Source organism: Streptomyces sp. NPDC021224 (genome assembly GCF_044332905.1).
Classification (GTDB): domain Bacteria; phylum Actinomycetota; class Actinomycetes; order Streptomycetales; family Streptomycetaceae; genus Actinacidiphila.
In genome coordinates this window covers 33,687-49,886 of record NZ_JBIRPW010000014.1, presented here as the reverse complement: position 1 = coordinate 49,886, position 16,200 = coordinate 33,687, and the positions used below count along the sequence as shown (strand labels likewise).

Here is a 16,200-nt window from a genome sequence, read left to right as displayed (position 1 = left end):
GGATGAGCGGGCGCGCTCTCAGCCTGACGGGCACTCATGGGAGTATTCAGGGCTCACAGGGAACACACAAGAGGGCCTCGACCCCGGAAACCCCGATGTAACGCATGCACACCGGCGGCCCCAGAAGCGCCCAGCGCACCAGGAGTTGACACGTCCCCCAGGCGCGCGCCCCCGCACTCCTCCCGTACCCCCGGCGCACTCCCCCGCCTTCGCACCTCGGCCCCGGCCCCACGCCGTGACCGGACCCGCGCCGCCCCCGCCCCTCACCCCACCGGCCGCGGCAGCCCCAGGTGTTCGCGCAGCGTCGTCCCGGTGTACGCGGCGCGCAGCGACCCGCGCTCGCGCAGCAGTGGCGCCACCCGTGCCGCGAACGCGTCCAGGCCCGCGCCGCCCGCCGCCGGGTCCGGGGTCAGCACGAAGCCGTCGGTCGCGGCGCTCTGCACCTGCGTGTGCAGCCGCTCCGCGAGTTCACGCGCGCCGGACGCGTCCGCCAGGTCCAGCGCCGCGAGGTCCAGCCGGGAGAGCACCCGCACCCGCCGACCGCGGCGCCGCACACCGGGCACCCGGGCGGTGAGCAGCACCTCGGGGGAGCCGCCGAAGTCCACCGCCACCGGCCGCCCCTGGGGCCCGGCGGGCTCGCCGGAGGAGGCGGGCGGGCCGCCCGCGCGCCCGCCGCTGAGCCGGTCGAGCACGGCGATCCGGCGCGCCAGGTCGTACGGCGCCCGGGCCCCCGTCCCCGCCGGGAAGGCGACGGCCAGCCCGATCCGCTCGGTCAGCGCGGCCAGCGCGTGCAGCACCGTGACCGGCTCGGGCCCGCCACCGCCGCCGTCGAGCAGCACGAAGTCGAACCGGGCGCGCTCGGCGGCCCCGGCGAGCGCCGCGCACACGGCGAAGTCCGGCGGCGCCCCTGCCCCGCCGCCGCACCCGGCGGGCAGCAGCACGCCCAGGTGCACGGGCCGCACCCCGCCGTGCCGCCCGGTCACGACCCCGCCCCGGTACGGGCGCCCGCGCGGCCCCCGGGTGACGGCGCTCTCCCGGTCCGGGACAGGCCCAGGTGCTCGCGCAGCGTCGAACCGGGGTGGAAGGAGCGGAAGAGCCCGCGGTGCTGGAGCAGCGCGGCGGTGCCGTTGACGAAGCGCTCCAGGTCGCGGCGGGGTTCCACCGGGCGGACGTGGAAGCCGTCGACCGCGCCCTGCCGCTGCCAGTCGGCGATGAGGTCGGCGAGGTCGACCGGGCCGCCGCGGAAGAGCACACCGCCCGACGTGTCCTGCGCGAGGGCGATCTCGGCGCCCGGCTCCGGGCCGCGCTCGCCGCCGCAGAGGTCCACCGTGAGGTCGGCGAGCACCGGCAGCGGTTCCGGGCCGCGCCCGGCCTCGGCGGCGAGCGCCTGCACCTCGGCCCTGGCCCGCCCGGCGTCCTCGGGTCCGGCGGCGCGGACGAAGGCCAGGTCGGCGTGCCGCGCGGCGATCCGGCGGGCAGCGGGCTCGGTGGCGTCCAGCACGGTCACGGGCGCGGCCCGCGGTGGCAGCGGCCCGCCGGGGTCGCCGCACATCCGCCGGACGGCCTCGGCGGTGTCGCCCGCCGCCCGCCAGAGCGCCTCGGGCCGCTGCGGCCGGACCCGCCCCCTGGTCCGCGGGCCGGGCGCGGCCGGGACCTCCACCGTCCAGCCCGCCCGGCCGCGGCTGACCCAGTCCAGGGCGGCCAGCGCGGGGGCGATGGCCCGCGGGTCGGCGGGTTCGGCGCCGGAGGCGAGGACGGCGGGCACCACGCCGATCCGGTCGGTGACGGGCGCGACCCCGGCGAGCAGCGCGACGGCGTCCAGCAGCCCGCCGCCGCCCGCCGCCGCGGGGCCGAGCGTCACGAAGTCCAGCCCGCCGGCCTCGGCGAGCCGGGCCAGCTCCCGGTAGTGGGCGGCCTCCCGCGGGGGGCCGCCGCCTATCGCGGCGGCCAGGTGCAGGGTGCGGCCGCGGACGAAGGGGGCGGCGGGCGGCGGCGCGGGGAACACCGGGCGCGGGGCCGGGGGCGCGGAGGTCCCGGGGCCGCGGGAGTTGCCGGGCGGAAAGGAGCGGAAGGAGGGAAGCGGGGTGTGGGCAGGCATGCGAAGGCTCCGTCGACACGCGGAAGAGGCACGGGCGGGTGCCTTCACACAGAGCCGTCGCGTCCCTCAACGCGACTGGGCCACCAGGGCTTCCCGAAAGGCTATGCCGCCGAAGTGACCCGCTGTCAAGCATGTCCAGCTTGTGGACACGGCGTCTCGGCACGTTGACGGATCGTGCCGGCGGCTGCTGCACTGTGGCCATGCGCAGCTGCCGGCTCGTCACCCGCGGCCACATCGACCTGTGTCGAGTGTGGTCGGCCTCGTGTTGCGGTCGCTGACCCGCCTCGACGGATCACCCGCCTTCACACAGCCGGTCTCGCTCCACTCCCGCCCCTCCCTCGGGCGATCCCGCGGGACGCGACGCCACCGCGGACACCGCCCGCCCCGCCCGTGAACCCGTGGGCGGCCGGTGTCAGCAGTCGCACCCGCAGTCGCAACCGTCACAACCATCGCAGCAGTTACAACAGTTGCAGCAATCGCAGCACCCGTCGCAGCCGTCGCAGTCGCAGTCGTCGCACCACGGCTCCTTGCGCTCCCGGCTCCACGGGTTCTCGTGCGTGGCGCAGCACATCTGGCAGGTGCAGAAGAGCCCGGTGAAGACCAGGCACCCCGCCAGCAGCCCGCGGCGCCGCGGCGGGCCGGGCGGCGGCGGGAAGCCGCCGGGGATCCCGGGACCGCCCGGGGCGTACGGGCTCTGGCCCGGATCGGCCGGGCTGCCCGGCGGGTTCGGCGCGTACGGGTTCGGCCCGAAGGGATTGCCACTGGCCTCGGCGCCGCCCGGCTGGGCACCGCCGGGCCGGATGCCGCCGTCGTGCACGGCGATCCCGGCCGCGGGGCCGCCCGCGGCCTGCTCCGCGCGGTGCGAGGAGTGGCCGCAGCTGCCGCCGCCGAAGACCCGGTCCACCGAGCGTCCCAGCTCGTGGACGAGCAGCACATGGGTGAGCCGCCCGGAGGCGGAGCCCGCGAAGTCGGTGTCGCGCAGCGCGAGCCGGATGCCGTGCAGCGCGTCGTCGCACAGCCGGCGGGCCTCGGCGAGGTCGGTGCCGGTCGCGGTGAGCGGGTTCCAGGCACCGGTGCGGGTGTCCTCGGCGAGGTCCTCGACGGCGTCCAGCAGGTGGGCGAGCCGCCCGAAGAGCCGTCCCGCCTCCTCCAGCGGCGCCTTGTTGCCGGGGCGCCCGGCCAGGACGGCGGTGTGCGCGAAGGCCGCGGCCGTCGCCGTCTCGGTGGGCTCGGTGACGGCGAGCAGCGGGGTGCCGGGGCCGACGGCGGCCTCGATCGCGCCCTGCCGGCCGATCGCGTCGACCAGCACGGCCGTGTCGAAGCCCAGGTCCTCGCCGGTACGGGCGCCGGCCTTGTCCCAGCGGCGGGCGACCCCGCGGGCCGCGGCGGCGACCGGGCGCCGGGCGTAGGCGCCGTCCCGGTCCTCGACGTGGTCGCGCATCTTGGCCGACGCCAGCACCAGCGAGACGGCGGCGGCGAGCCGGGCGCCCTCGCCGGTGGCGACCGGGGCGGTGCGCATGCCGCGCAGCGGGCACGGTCCGGCGGTGCGGCGCTGCTGCCCGGCGTCCGCGGCCGTCTGCGCCTCGACGAGGACGGAGACGATCAGACCGTCGTAGTTGGTGGCTATTCGCGCCACCTGGCCGTGGCCGTCCCGCAGCGCCAGGCACAGCCCGCACAGGTGGGCGACCCACGAGGCGGCCATTCCCTCGGACATTCGGTGGCGGCACGGCCTGATGATGCCGAACATGCATTCCCCCCGCTGACCCCGTGTGCCCCGCATTTCCCGCGTGACACATCGAAACTCGGTTCATGCTCGTTGACGCCCGTTCAGGGGCAACCGAAGTGAGCGCTGGTCATGTTAACGCCTGTCGGATCATCGGCCGGGAATGCATCATGGTGGTCCGCCCGGAACGCGGGCCGCGCCGTCGCCGACGTCCCGTCAGCAGGGACATCGGCATCCCGGCCGGTCAGCGCCGCGCGGGGCCGTACGGCCGCACGCGTCACCCGGACGTGAAATGCGTTCCCATCGGATCGTCACCTTCCCTACACCTTCGGCAGCCTGACGGTACGCCACTATCGTGTGTGCCAGTACCGTCACAACTCGCCCGAGTGGCGGCTATCCGCTTGGCGGACTATCCACATCATGGACGACGATAGGACCTGCGGACGGACGGTACTGACCGCGTGCGAGAGAGGAGGCGTCCATGGGATCGGTTCGACGGGCGAGTGCCTGGCTGGGCCTCGTCGACGACAACGGCGGCGAGGGTTACTACGACGAGGAGTACGCCGACTACGGCGAGGGCTCCCAGTCCCAGCGTGTCGACACCTGGGTGACCGATCCGCGGGTGCGGATCGCCGGTGAGGCCGCGCAGGAGCAGGGCCGGCGGATCGCCACCGTCACCCCCGACGGCTTCCGGGACGCTCGCGGCATCGGCGAGCTGTTCCGGGAGGGCGTCCCGGTGATCGTCAACCTCACCGCCATGGAGTCCGCCGACGCCAAGCGCGTCGTCGACTTCGCCGCGGGCCTCACCTTCGGTCTGCGCGGCTCCATCGAGCGCGTCGCCAACCGGGTCTTCCTGCTGACCCCCGCCGACTACTCGGTGCTCGACGCCGACGACCGCCGCGGCGGCGACGGCTTCTTCAACCAGAGCTGAGCAGGGCTCTCACCGGACCGCGCGGCGCGCGTCCGGTGGGAGTCCTGCCGTGCGCCCGCGCGCCCGGGCCCGTGCGCCCGACCGGGTGCGCCCGCTCCCCGGTGCTGCGGCCTGTCGCCCGGGAGACCGCGGCCGCCTCGGTGAGAATCGGCACAATTCCCGCCCTCGTGACGGAGGCGTCGTGCCGACCGCTCCTCCCCCGGCCCCGGCCGGTGCCTCTCCCGCCCCCGTCCCCGGCCCGCACCCGCCCGCCGGCCGACTGGCCCGGCTGGGCGGCTTCTGCGCCCGGCACGCCGGCTGGGTCGTCCTGGTGTGGCTGGCGGTCATGGCCGCCGCGCTCGCCGGACGGCACGTGGTGGCCCCGACGTTCAGCGACCAGATCACCCTGCCGGGCACACAGTCCGACACCGGCGCCGATCTGCTCACGGCCTCCGACCCGGCGGCCGCCGCCCCGAACGGCCTGGTCGTCTTCCACACCCCGTCCGGGACCGTCTCCGGCCACCAGCAGGCCGTGCAGCAGGCCGTCGGCAACCTCGCGGCGATGCCGCACGCGACCGCCGCCTCCGCACTGGTCACCAGCTCCGACGGCGCGACCGCGTACAGCACGGTCTCCTTCGACGAGCCGCTCAAGGAACTGGGCCACGGCTACGTCGACCGGCTCGACACGGCGACCGCGCCCGCGCGTTCCGACGGTGTCCAGGTGGCGTACGGCGGCGGTCTGGACCAGGTGACCACCGCGCCCGCGAACGACCTGGGGAGCGAGGTCGTCGGCATCGCCGTGGCCCTGGTCATCCTGCTGCTGGTCTTCGGCAGCGTGCTGGCCGCCGTGCTGCCGCTGGCGTGCGCGCTGGTGAGCGTGCTCGCGGGCATCGGCGTGGTCGGCATCGTGGCGGGTGCGGTCACCTTCGCCACCGCCGCCCCGACGCTCGCCACGATGATCGGCCTCGGTGTCGGCATCGACTACGCGCTCTTCCTGACCACCCGCTTCCGGCAGGACCTCATCGACGGCCGCTCCCCCGCCGACGGTGTCATCCGCACCTGCGCGACCAGCGGCCACGCCGTCCTGGTGGCCGCGACGACGGTGGCGGTGGCGTTGCTGAGCCTGTACGCGTGCGGGCTGACCTTCATCGGCAAGCTGGGCCTGGCGGCGACGATCGCCGTGGTGGTGACGGCGAGCGCGTCGCTGACGCTGGTGCCCGCGGCGCTCGCGCTCGCCGGGCGGCACATCGACCGCTGGACGCTGCGCCGCCGCCCGGTGGCCGAGACTGCGGGCGACAGCGACGCCTGGCACCGCTGGGCGGCGCTGATCTCCCGGCACGCCGCGGTCTTCCTGTGCTGCGGGGTGGCGCTGCTCGCGGTGCTGGCGGTGCCGCTGTTCTCGATGCGGCTGGGGCATGTCGACGACGGCGCCGCGAAGTCCGGCACGACCAGCAGGACGGCCTTCGACTGGATCTCCGACGCGCGGGGCCCCGGCTTCGGCCCCGGTGCCAACGCGCCCTTCACCGTCGTGGTGGACGTCAGCCACGCCACGGTACCGGCGAGCCAGGTGGCCGACGACGTGGACAAGGCGCTCTCCGGCACCCCGGACGTGGCCGCCACGACACCGCTCCGGCAGACCTCGGACGGCAGGCTGCTGGTCGGCTCGCTCACCCCGGACGGCGACCCGCAGTCGGCCGCGACCGGCGGCCTGTTCAACGCGCTGACCGGGCACGTCCTGCCCGACGCGCTGCACGGCACGGGCGCCCGGGGCTGTCTGACCGGCACCGCGCCCAGCCAGTTCGACTTCCGCGACACGGTCAGGGACCGGCTGCCCGTCATCATCGGCATCGTGCTGATCGCCGCCTTCGTACTGCTCATGACCGTTTTCCGCAGCCTGGTCGTCCCGGTCAAGGCGGTGGTCCTCAATCTGCTGACGACCGGCGCCTCGTACGGCGTGCTGACCGCCGCCTTCCAGTGGGGCTGGGCGACGGGGGCGCTGGGGCTGCCGGAGGCCGTGCCGATCGAGTCGTACGTGCCGATGATGATGTTCGCGATCGTCTTCGGGCTGTCGATGGACTACGAGATCTTCCTGCTGTCGCGGATCTCCGGCGCCTGGCACCGCACGGCGGACAACACCCGGTCGGTCGGCGCGGGGCTGTCCGCGACCGGCCGGGTGATCTCCAGCGCCGCCTTCATCATGACCGCGGTCTTCCTGTCCTTCACCGTCTCGCCGACCGTCGTGGTCAAGATGCTCGCGCTGGGCCTCGCGGTGAGCGTGGTGCTGGACGCCACCGTGGTCCGGCTGCTGCTGGTGCCGTCCACGATGTTCCTCATGGGCCGGGCCAACTGGTGGTTCCCGCGGCGGCTGGACCGCGTACTGCCGCATGTCCACATGTAGACCTAAGGCGGTAGGGCGGTACGGCGGTGCGGGCGGGCGTCAGCCGCGGAAGGCGTCGAGTCCGGTGAGGGCCTTGCCCAGCACGAGCTGGTGCATCTCGACGGTGCCCTCGTAGGTGAGCACCGACTCCAGGTTGGTGGCGTGCCGCATGACCGGGTACTCCAGCGAGATGCCGTTGGCTCCGAGAACCGTGCGGGCCGTGCGGCAGATCTCGATCGCCTCGCGGACGTTGGTCAGCTTGCCGAAGCTGATCTGCTCGGGTCGCAGCCGCCCCGCGTCCATCCGGCGGCCCAGGTGGTGGGCCAGCAGGATGCCCTTGTGGAGTTCGACGGCCATGTCGGCGAGCTTGGCCTGGGTGAGCTGGAAGCCGGCGATCGGGCGGCCGAACTGCTCGCGCTCGCGGGCGTAGGCCAGCGCCGCCTCGAAGCTCGCGCGGGCGGCGCCCATCGCTCCCCAGACGATGCCGTAGCGGGCGTGGCTGAGGCAGCTGAGCGGGCCGCGCAGCCCGGTGACCTCCGGGAGCACCGCGGAGCCGGGCAGCCGGACGCCGTCCAGGACCAGCTCGCTGGTGACGGACGCGCGCAGGCTCCACTTGTGGTGGATCTCCGGGGCGCTGAAGCCGGGGGTGCCGGCCGGGACGAGGAAGCCGCGGACGCCGTCCTCGGTCTGCGCCCACACCACGGCGACACCGGCGACCGACCCGTTGGTGATCCACATCTTGCGGCCGTCGAGCACCCAGTCGGTGCCGTCCCGGCGGGCCCGGGTGCGCATCCCGGCGGGGTCCGAGCCGTGGTCGGGCTCGGTGAGGCCGAAGCAGCCGATGACCTCGCCCGCGGCCATCCGCGGCAGCCACTCCTGCTTGTGCTCCTCGGAGCCGAAGCGGTGGATCGCGTACATGGCGAGCGAGCCCTGCACCGAGACCAGCGAGCGGATGCCGGAGTCGGCCGCCTCCAGTTCCAGGCACGTCAGCCCGTACTGCACGGCGCCGGCGCCCGCGCAGCCGTATCCGGTGAGCTGCATACCGAGCGCCCCGAGCGCGCCCAGCTCGCGCGCGAGGTCGCGGACGCCCGGCAGCTCGCCGCGCTCGTACCAGTCGGCGACGTGCGGCAGCACGCGGTCGGCGGCCCAGGCCCGTACGGTGTCGCGGATCGCGCGGTCCTCGTCGCTCAGCAGGTCGTCCAGACCCAGCGGGTCGTACGGGTCGAAGGGCGGCAGGGCGGGAGCGGGCGGCATGGCAGGGACCTCCGGCCGGAAAACTAGCAGCGGTAATGAGGGCGGGGCCGACGTTACGGACCGGTACCGCGCGCGTCCAGAGCCCCCGGCACGGCGGCGCGGCGGGCCTGGCCGCGGGCACTCCCGGTCACCGGTGTCCGCTCAGCGGACGGGAAACCCGGGAGAAAGGTGAGGGAAATAAGCAATAAATAAGAAGACGCTCATGTGAGTATCGCCACCCATGGGTTAACTCACCGCCGCGGACCGCATTCCCCCGAAACCCGGTGCGCCAAAGGGGTGGTGAGACGCAGTCCACATCACATCGGCATTACAAAGCAGCCCCATCGGCCGACCTGTGCCATCACACGCTGTAACGTCAATTGGGTGCGTACCGATGACAGGCTCCACCGCGCCGCGGAGCGCCCGACCCGCCGCGTCCTGGGCCGGATGAGTCGAACACGCGTATGGCTGTTCGGTGCGACGCTGGCTGTGTACGTGGCCATCGTCGTGGGCGTCCTCACCACCTCCAAGCTGGTGACGCTCGACTGGCAGGTCATGCTCTGGCGTCCGTACAAGCAGTGGCCGCAGATCCACGCCTTCCTGGACTACTTCGTGGTCCTCGGCCAGCGCGGACCGACGGCCGTGATGGTGCTCGCGTGGCTGAGCTGGCGGGCCTGGCGCCGCCGGACGCTGTACCCGCTGCTGGTGCTGGGCACCTCCCTGCTGCTGCTGAACATCACCGTGGGGGCCGTGAAGTACGGCCTCGGACGGCTCGGCCCGCATTACGCGACGACCGTCGGATCGGCCGAGATGTTCGCCGGCGGCGACATATTCCCCTCGGGTCACACCGCCAACGCGGTGGTGACCTGGGGCGTCCTGGCCTATCTGGGCACCACGCCGCGCGCGCGGCGCTGGGGCTCGATCGGAAGCGCCCTGCTGGCGCTCGGCGTGGGCGCGACGACGGTCTACCTCGGCACGCACTGGGTGAGCGACGTCCTGCTCGGCTGGGCGGCCGGCCTCCTCATCCTGCTGGCACTGCCCTGGTTCGAACCGGCGATGGCCTCGGCCGAGGTCTACCTGACCGCCGGCTGGGCCCGACTGTTCCACCGCCGCGGCGGCCGTACGGCCCGGTCGCTCACCGCGATCCCGGCGGGCGCCCTCGCCCGCGCGGACGGCAACGACGCCGCCCCGGACGGCACCTCGGCGAGCCGCCTGCCGGTCACCGCGGCCAAGAGCCAGGCGGGCGGCGGACCGCACACCGCGACCCGTCCCGCCGCGGGCCGGCAGACCGCCGGACGGCACGAGCGCACCACGACGACACCCGCGGGCAGCCGCCGCCCGCAGAGCGAGCACCCGCGCCCGGCGAGCCCGCTGGTCCACCAGCAGGCCCGCGGCCGCGGCGTCGCCGGCTGACCGCTTCCGCCCGCTTCCCGCTGTTTCCGCCCGCTTCCACCGACTCCGGGCCGGGTGCCCCGCCACCGTGCGGCGCGGCACCCGGCCCGGAGCCGTGTACGGGGTCCTCTCCCGGACGCAGCCGGGTCAGCCGGGTCAGCCGGTCCAGCAGCGCAGGACGCGGCCGCCGTCGAGCGTGAAGTTGAGCCGCCCGGCGACGTACTCCATCGTCACGACCGCGTCCCGCGGCAGGCTGCGGACCGGCCGCCAGCCGCGCGCGTACGCCCGCTGCTCGGCCTCCTGCTGCGGCAGGCCGACGTAGGCGTCCAGGTCGTCGTCAGGGATGCCGCCCGGGAAGGGCTGCGCGGGGGTGCCCGGCCGGGACGGCCCGGAGGACTCACCCGGACGGCCGTCCTCGGGGCGGGGGTCTTCTGAACGGGGGTCTTCGGGGCGGGGGTCTTCGGGGTGCGATGCGGGGGCCATGCCTGCCACCGTAGGCCGTCACCGGGCCATATGCCGACCCGTGCCGCGCGGCGCCCGTCCGGCCCACGGGATTCCGCCGTGTCCGCGTCACGGATAGTGCATCGGGGACATTGCGCCAGGGTGAATAACGATGGGCCGGAAATTCCGGTGCACACGATTTACACACAACTCGCGGCATTGCCCGCCGTCCGCGGACGGCAGCTATAGGGGACGGATTACCATTCCGGCACCCCGCCCGCTCCCCCGCGGCCGGAGGCTTCCGGGCCGTTCAGCCCGGCCGGACGGGGTCCCGCGCGGGGTATCGGAGGGGGCGAATTCCGCGCTGCGCCGGGGCCGCCGGGGCCCGTCCGGGCGGGCGGCCGGGCCCCGGAACCCGGCCGCACCGGGCGTTCAGCCGGGGTTCAGGGCGCGGACCGGAGGCGGGCGCGGAGCGGGCGGAGCGCCCGGCATTCCGCGCCCGTCCGGAGACGCGCCGCGGAATTCAGCGCAGGCTGAGAAGAGTCCCGGGCATCAGCTTGTCGGGGTCGGCGCCGATCGCCTTCTTGTTCAGCGTCCAGAGCTTCTGCCAGCCGCCCGTGACACCCTCGGCGCTCGCGATACCCGCGAGCGTCTCCCCGGCCTCGACGGTGTGCACCGAGGTCGCCCCGCCGCTGAGCCCGAGCCGCTTGGAGCACACCGGCCAGGCGCCCCAACCCTGGACCCGCAGCACGGCCTCGGCGATCGCGATCTGCTGCGCGGGGGTGGCGAGGTCGGCCCGCCGGGCGTACGCCAGGCCGCCGAACGCCTCCCAGGTGGGCTGCCAGAACTGGAGACCGCCGTAGAAGCCGTTGCCGCTGTTGATGTGCCAGTCGCCGCTGCTCTCGCACAGGGCCAGGTCGTCCCAGACGGAGCGGGCGCGCGGCACCGCTCCGGGGGTGCCGGGCACGCCCCCGACGGCCGCCGCGACGGAGGTGACGCCCGCGGTCGCGGCCGCCAGCGGGGCAACGGCCGGAAGGCCGATCGCCGTAAGTCCGGTGGCCGGGACACCGCCGAGCGCGGCCGGCGGGCGCGCGGGGGCGGGCACCTGCGCGGCCGCCGCGGGCTGCGCGGCCAGCGGCAGGACGGCCACCGCGCCGAACCCGGCGACGGCGGCGGCGCGTTGACACCTCGACACATGACGATAAGACGATTTCTCGCTCATCGCCCCACGCTAAGCACGCGTTCCCCCGCCTCCGCGGGAGCCGCGCCCCGGCCCGCACCCCGGCGCACCCGTTCGGCCCAGCCCGGCGTGCGCGTCGCAAGCGACGGGAGCGCAAACCGTGACTCCCGGCACAGACCGTCCGTTGTCACAGTGCGCCGGGGCAGGCCCGGCCAAACGGACCAAGGAGACTCCCGTGGCGCCCCTGCTCGACGTGAGCGACGAGGTACGAGCCGAGATCGGCGAGGAGGAGACCAGGCGTCTCCTCGCCGGCGAGAACGCCCCGGGCACGTACGACTGCACGTCCTGCCGCACCCCCGGGGACAGCACGCAGGAGCGGACCAGCACGGTGCTCTTCGTCGGCGACGAGACCGCGGTGCTCGCCTTCGCGCACGCCGCCTGCATCCCGTCGCAGGTCGTGCCCGTCGCGGAGGAGCAGCTCCAGGGTGCGGTACGCAGCATCGCCGGCGACGACGCCGCGCCGCCCGCACCTGCCGTACCGTTTCGCTCGCCGCTACGGCCCGCCCCCGTACCCGCCCCGGCGCCCGCTCCCGATGCCGCGCCGCGGCAGGCCGTGCTCGGCATCACCTGCGGGCTGATCATCGTCGAGGACGCGCTGCACCCCGCGCTGGTGATCGAACCGACCGGACCCGTCGCCCGGGCCGGCGCGACCGGCGGCGGCGACGACTTCCTGCCGCTGCTCATCGAGCAGGGCTTCATGCCGCAGCTCGACCTCTCGGCGCCGCCGTCGCCGCTCACGGGCTGGTCGGTGCTGCTGGCCATGGGCAAGCTGCACGCGGTGCTCCAGCCCCCGGTGGGCGGCGCGCCCGCCGCCGCGTGGTGGCAGGCGCACCAGCCGCTCCAGGTGAGCGACGGCTGGCGGGCCGCCGTGCAGCGCACGAACGCGGTGTACGTCTACGCGGGGCCCGCCGGGGCGATCGGGCGGCAGCCCCGGGAGGACCTCCTGCGCGAAGCGCTCGAGCGCGCCTGCGCGAGGGGGCAGCTCGTCGCTGCGACCATGCCCTTGTCCGGAACCTGACCCCGCGCATGCCCCGCGGGGCACCCGCTTTTCCGGCCGCGCCGGGCCCTCGTTTTCCAGACCGCGCCGGGCGCCCGTTTTTCAGGGGCGCGGGGAACTGCGCTCCCCCAGAGCTTCGCCTGGGAGGTGCCCCCAGCCCCCACCGGGGTGCGGGTCGTCACCGACCCAAAGGGTCACTTCGGTCCGCTCCGGACCACCGGCCGGTGGTGGGTTGCCCGCGCAGTTCCCCGCGCCCCTAAAAACGAGTGCCCCGCAGCGCAGCCGCAGCCCCGAAAACGGGCGCCCCGCAGGGCAGCCGCAGCCTCAGAACGGGTGCCCCGCAGGGCAAGTGCGAGCTCACGGCGCGGCAGCGCAAGGCGCGCGCCCCCGGCGTAAGGGGCAGGTCAGCCCGCCGGACGCGGCGGAGAGGCTCACCGCCCGGCGGAAAGTTCAGCCGGGCGGACCGCATCCCGCGGGGAATGCGGGTCGTTGGGCGGTACGTGCAGATCTTTGACGCTTCCTCCCGGTCCCCGTTCCAGCGCTACATCCCGCCCATGCGCAGCGCGCAGGACACCGACGGAAGCGGTGGCTCTGCCACGCCCATCTACGACGCGCTCTACCGCGAGTACCGGCGGCTCTTCCGTACGCTGCCCGGGGACCGGACGGGTGAGGAGTCGTTGCAGTTCAACGGCTTCGGGATGTGGCACCCGGAGGTGCCGCCAGCCGCGCCGGGGCGGCATCGGGGGAACGGGCCGGCCGCGCTGCCGCCGGGGCAGGGCGACAACCGGCTGCACGACCTGTGAGAGCGGAGCGCCCGGGGGCGGAACCCCCGGGCGGCCGGCTCACTTCTTGCGGCCGCGCTTCTCGCGGACCCGCACGGAGACCTGGATGGGCGTGCCCTCGAAGCCGAACTCCTCGCGCAGCCGGCGTTCGATGAAGCGCCGGTAGCCGGCCTCCAGGAAGCCGGAGGCGAAGAGCACGAAGCGCGGCGGCCTGGTGCCGGCCTGGGTGCCGAAGAGGATACGGGGCTGCTTGCCGCCGCGGATCGGGTGCGGGTGGGCGGCGACCAGCTCGCCGAGGAAGGCGTTGAGCCTGCCGGTGGGCACCCGGGTCTCCCAGCCGGCGAGCGCGGTCTCGATCGCCGGGACGAGCTTCTCGACGTGCCGCCCGGTGCGGGCGGAGACGTTGACGCGCGGCGCCCACTGCACCTGCACGAGGTCGCGCTCGATCTCCCGCTCCAGGTAGAAGCGGCGTTCCTCGTCCAGCAGGTCCCACTTGTTGTAGGCGATGACGACCGCGCGGCCCGCCTCGACGGCCATCGAGATGATGCGCATGTCCTGCTCGGCGAGCGTCTCGGCGACGTCGACGAGGATGACGGCCACCTCGGCCTTCTCCAGCGCGGCCGCGGTGCGCAGGCTCGCGTAGTAGTCGGCGCCCTCGGTGAGGTGGACGCGGCGCCGGATGCCGGCCGTGTCGATGAATTTCCATGTCTTGCCGCCGAGCTCGATCAGCTCGTCGACCGGGTCGCGGGTGGTGCCGGCCAGCTCGTTGACGACGACCCGCTCCTCCCCGGCGATCTTGTTGAGCATCGACGACTTGCCGACATTCGGGCGGCCGATGAGCGCGATGCGCCGCGGGCCGCCGACCGTGTCGCCGAAGGTCATCTCGGGCGCCTCGGGGAGCGCCTCCAGGATGGCGTCCAGCAGGTCGCCGGTGCCGCGGCCGTGCAGCGAGGAGACCGGGAAGGGCTCGCCGAGGCCGAGGTTCCACAGCGCGGCCGCGTCGGCCTCGCCGGAGGGGCCGTCGACCTTGTTGGCGGCGAGCACGACGGGCTTGCCCGCGCGGCGCAGCAGCTTGACGACGGCCTCGTCGGTGTCGGTGGCGCCGACCGTGGCGTCCACGACGAAGACGACCGCGTCGGACGCCTCGATCGCGAACTCGGCCTGCGCGGCCACCGAGGCGTCGATGCCGAGTACGTCCTGCTCCCAGCCGCCGGTGTCGACGATCTTGAAGCGGCGGCCGTTCCAGTTCGCCTCGTACGTCACGCGGTCGCGGGTGACACCCGGCCGGTCCTCGACGACCGCTTCGCGGCGGCCGATGATCCGGTTGACCAGGGTCGACTTGCCGACGTTCGGCCGGCCGACGACGGCGAGCACCGGCAGCGGGCCGTGACCCGCCGCGGCGACGTCGTCGGCGACGTCCTCCAGGTCGAAGCCCTCCTCGGCGGCGAGTTCCATGAACTCGGCGTACTCGGCGTCGCCGAGCGCGCCGGTGTCGCCGTGCTGGTCGTGCTGGTCCATCGGTCTCTCCGTCGGTCAACAAGTGGTGCGCGCGGCACCGTCCGGCCCCGGGGGGGCCGGCCGCGGTGCGCGGCGGTGGTTCAGCGGCCGGTGGCCCGCCGGGCCTCGGTCATGTGCGCGGTCAGCCGCTCCTGGATGTACGAGGTCGCGGCGTCCATCGCGGCCCGCGTGCGCCGCCCGCCCTCCGTGACGGCCGTGAACGGCTCCCCGTACACGACGTCGATACGGCTGCGCAGCGGCGGGAGCTGCGGCACCAGCCGGCCCTTGCGGGCGCTGCCGAGCACCGCGACCGGGACGACCGGCGCACCCGAGCGTACGGCGAAATACGCCAGCCCGGCGCGCAGCTGGGCGAAGTCGCCGCCCGCGCCGCGCGTGCCCTCGGGGAAGATGCCCAGCACACCGCCGTTCTCCAGCACCTTCAGGGCGGTGGTGATCGCGGTGCGGTCGGCACTCGTACGGTCGACCTCGATCTGGCCGATGGCCCGCAGGAACGGGTCCAGCGGCCCGATGAAGGCCTCTTTCTTGACCAGGAAGTGCAGCGGGCGCGGGCTCGTGCCGATCAGCATGGGGCCGTCGACGTTGTGCGCGTGGTTCCCGGCGAGGATCAGCGGGCCCTGCGCGGGGACGCGCCAGGTGCCGAGCACCCGGGGGCGCCACAGGCCGTTCATCAGGCCGATGCCGATGCCGCGGGCGACGGCGGCGCCGCGCGGGCTGGGCAGGGCGGTGGTCACCTCGCGGTCGCCTTCTTCTCCCCGACCAGGGCGACGACGCGGTCGACGACCTCGTCCAGGGTCAGGTCCGAGGTGTCGACCTCTATCGCGTCCGCGGCCTTCGCCAGCGGCGAGGTCTTCCGGCCGGAGTCGGCGGCGTCCCGCTTGACCAGGGCCTCCTGCGTCGCGGCGACGCTCACCGCGCCCCTCAGCTCACCGCTGCGGCGGGCGGCGCGGACCTCCGCGGAAGCGGTCAGGTAGATCTTCGCCGTCGCGTCGGGCAGCACGGTGGTGCCGATGTCCCGGCCCTCCACCACGATGCCGGCCGGGGCAGCCGTGGCGGCGGCCCGCTGGTAGTCGACCATCCGGGCGCGCACCTCGGGCACCGCGCTGACCGCGCTCACCGCGGCGGTGACCTCCTGCGAACGGATCGGGCCGGAGGCGTCCACACCGTCCACGGTGATCCGCGGGTCGAGCGGGTCCGTGCCGGACACGATGACGGGCTTGCCGCTCGCGTCCGCGATGGCGGCGGGGTCGGCGACGTCCACCCCGTTCGTCAGCATCCACCAGGTGATGGCCCGGTACTGCGCGCCGGTGTCGAGGTAGCTGAGCCCCAGCTTGACGGCGACCGCCTTGGACGTGCTGGACTTGCCTGTGCCGGAGGGGCCGTCGATCGCGACGATCACCGGGTTCTCCACGGTGGGGGCCTTTCCTTTGTCGTGCCAACCGGCTCGCCGCCGGGCCGTTCCCCCAAGGTTACCGGCCTCCCGGCGCCCCCT

Annotated in this window: 14 protein-coding genes; 5 read left to right on the top strand and 9 right to left on the bottom strand. The window is 74.6% G+C overall.

Features of this window, described 5'->3' with window-relative positions:
• Positions 1-263 precede the first annotated feature (263 nt).
• From ACH4PY_RS28110 to ACH4PY_RS28100, 3 genes are all read right to left on the bottom strand, one after another.
• Positions 264-983 (bottom strand): LLM class flavin-dependent oxidoreductase, encoded by a 720-nt coding sequence (locus tag ACH4PY_RS28110; RefSeq protein ID WP_398188749.1) that lies wholly within the window; start codon positions 981-983, stop codon positions 264-266.
• Positions 980-2,098 (bottom strand): LLM class flavin-dependent oxidoreductase, encoded by a 1,119-nt coding sequence (locus tag ACH4PY_RS28105; protein ID WP_398188746.1) that lies wholly within the window; start codon positions 2,096-2,098, stop codon positions 980-982. The genes ACH4PY_RS28110 and ACH4PY_RS28105 overlap by 4 nt, the downstream gene beginning before the upstream one ends.
• Before the next feature lie 412 nt (positions 2,099-2,510).
• Positions 2,511-3,845 (bottom strand): DUF5685 family protein, encoded by a 1,335-nt coding sequence (locus ACH4PY_RS28100; RefSeq protein ID WP_398188744.1) that lies wholly within the window; start codon positions 3,843-3,845, stop codon positions 2,511-2,513.
• A gap of 457 nt (positions 3,846-4,302) precedes the next feature.
• On the opposite strand from ACH4PY_RS28100, the gene ACH4PY_RS28095 reads away from it, so the two are divergent.
• Positions 4,303-4,752 (top strand): cell division protein SepF, encoded by a 450-nt coding sequence (locus ACH4PY_RS28095; RefSeq protein WP_398188741.1) that lies wholly within the window; start codon positions 4,303-4,305, stop codon positions 4,750-4,752.
• A 181-nt stretch (positions 4,753-4,933) separates the two neighbouring features.
• A complete protein-coding gene (locus ACH4PY_RS28090; RefSeq protein ID WP_398188738.1) occupies positions 4,934-7,129 on the top strand; it encodes an MMPL family transporter in 2,196 nt (731 codons plus the stop codon).
• A 39-nt stretch (positions 7,130-7,168) separates the two neighbouring features.
• Here the strand turns inward: ACH4PY_RS28090 and ACH4PY_RS28085 are convergent, their stop codons facing one another.
• The gene (locus ACH4PY_RS28085) at positions 7,169-8,362 is read right to left on the bottom strand and encodes an acyl-CoA dehydrogenase family protein (protein ID WP_398188735.1); all 1,194 of its coding nucleotides are present in this window, start codon (positions 8,360-8,362) and stop codon (positions 7,169-7,171) included.
• A 363-nt stretch (positions 8,363-8,725) separates the two neighbouring features.
• On the opposite strand from ACH4PY_RS28085, the gene ACH4PY_RS28080 reads away from it, so the two are divergent.
• A complete protein-coding gene (locus ACH4PY_RS28080) occupies positions 8,726-9,754 on the top strand; it encodes a phosphatase PAP2 family protein (protein WP_398188732.1) in 1,029 nt (342 codons plus the stop codon).
• Between the two features lie 135 nt (positions 9,755-9,889).
• On the opposite strand, the gene ACH4PY_RS28075 is transcribed toward ACH4PY_RS28080, so the two are convergent.
• Positions 9,890-10,216, bottom strand: a complete 327-nt coding sequence (locus ACH4PY_RS28075; RefSeq protein WP_398188729.1) for a hypothetical protein — start codon at positions 10,214-10,216, stop codon at positions 9,890-9,892.
• Positions 10,217-10,697: 481 nt separating this feature from the next.
• Complete coding sequence (locus tag ACH4PY_RS28070; RefSeq protein ID WP_398188726.1) at positions 10,698-11,396, bottom strand: transglycosylase family protein; 699 nt, start codon at positions 11,394-11,396, stop codon at positions 10,698-10,700.
• A 193-nt stretch (positions 11,397-11,589) separates the two neighbouring features.
• Here ACH4PY_RS28070 and ACH4PY_RS28065 point away from each other — a divergent pair, with 193 nt between their 5' ends.
• Together ACH4PY_RS28065 and ACH4PY_RS28060 are read left to right on the top strand one after the other, a co-directional pair.
• Positions 11,590-12,432: a hypothetical protein gene (locus ACH4PY_RS28065; protein ID WP_398188723.1), complete on the top strand. Its 843-nt coding sequence runs from the start codon at positions 11,590-11,592 to the stop codon at positions 12,430-12,432.
• A 533-nt stretch (positions 12,433-12,965) separates the two neighbouring features.
• Positions 12,966-13,214, top strand: coding sequence for a hypothetical protein (locus ACH4PY_RS28060; protein WP_398188720.1), 249 nt, complete (start codon positions 12,966-12,968; stop codon positions 13,212-13,214).
• Positions 13,215-13,253: 39 nt separating this feature from the next.
• Here the strand turns inward: ACH4PY_RS28060 and der are convergent, their stop codons facing one another.
• From der to cmk, 3 genes are all read right to left on the bottom strand, one after another.
• Positions 13,254-14,711: a ribosome biogenesis GTPase Der gene (gene der / locus ACH4PY_RS28055; RefSeq protein ID WP_398188717.1), complete on the bottom strand. Its 1,458-nt coding sequence runs from the start codon at positions 14,709-14,711 to the stop codon at positions 13,254-13,256.
• Between the two features lie 80 nt (positions 14,712-14,791).
• On the bottom strand, positions 14,792-15,379 hold the full coding sequence (locus tag ACH4PY_RS28050) for a lysophospholipid acyltransferase family protein (RefSeq protein ID WP_398189112.1): 588 nt from the start codon (positions 15,377-15,379) through the stop codon (positions 14,792-14,794).
• 59 nt (positions 15,380-15,438) lie between these two features.
• On the bottom strand, positions 15,439-16,119 hold the full coding sequence (gene cmk, locus ACH4PY_RS28045) for a (d)CMP kinase (RefSeq protein ID WP_398188714.1): 681 nt from the start codon (positions 16,117-16,119) through the stop codon (positions 15,439-15,441).
• Between the last annotated feature and the right edge of the window lie 81 nt (positions 16,120-16,200).